At 65.8% G+C, this 805-nt stretch carries 1 protein-coding gene; it reads right to left on the bottom strand.

Annotated elements, in window-relative coordinates; genetic code table 11:
* The coding region (locus tag XH88_RS25640; RefSeq protein WP_271671030.1) for a condensation domain-containing protein at positions 1 to 805 on the bottom strand (805 nt) is incomplete at both ends.

The following is an 805-nucleotide window of genomic DNA, read 5'->3' as shown; positions in this document are numbered from 1 at the left end:
GCGGCAGCATCCGCTGCGCCTCTCGAACCCCGCCGCCGTCGCCGCGCACCTCGCTCAAGCCGAACGGCGTGGTCGGCTCGTCGATGTCCGCCAGCAGTTCCCGGAAGAACGCTTCATCAGCCTTGGCATCACGGCGTAGGTGCGCCTGCGCCACCAGATTGCGGAATGGCTGCGGCGTCGTCAGCTCATGCTCGCGTCCCTCCAGCACAGCCTGGACCTCGGCACGCATCACCTCCAGTGTGGTGTGATCCCCGATCAGATGATGCTGCAGCTCCAGCAGCAGCCAGCGCCCATGGCCGGGCTCGCGCGCAATCACAAACCGCAACAAGGGCGCTCGGCCAAGATCGATGCGCTGCCGGCGCGGATCAAACCGATCCTTAAGCTGCGCGGCGCCAGGACCAGCAGACCCGTCCAGCTCGACCTCGGTCACCTCCAGTTGCGCCTTCCGCCACACCACCTGCGCCGGGCGCGACAGCCCCTCCCAGACAAACGAGGTGCGCAGGATGTCATTCCGATCCACCACCCGCTGGACCGCGGCAAGATAGCGCTCGAGCAGCCCACGCTCGGCAAACGCCATCTGCGACACCAGCAGGTACGGATCGCCCTTTGCCGCCAGCAAATGATGGAACAGGATGCCGTCCTGCAGCGGCGACAAGCCATAAATGTCCTGGATGTTGCCGACCCCCCCGGGCACTGTGGCGAGGATCCGGTCGATCTCGTCCTGCGTCAGCTCAATGAGCGGCAGCATCTCTGGCGTGATCGCCGTACTCTGTTCGGTGATCCGATTGGCCGGGACCGCCATCTC

The sequence above is a fragment of the Bradyrhizobium sp. CCBAU 51627 genome, assembly GCF_028128765.1.
Lineage (GTDB): Bacteria > Pseudomonadota > Alphaproteobacteria > Rhizobiales > Xanthobacteraceae > Bradyrhizobium.
The sequence above is the reverse complement of the archived record's forward strand: the minus strand, read 5'-3'. Positions and strand labels throughout refer to the sequence as shown.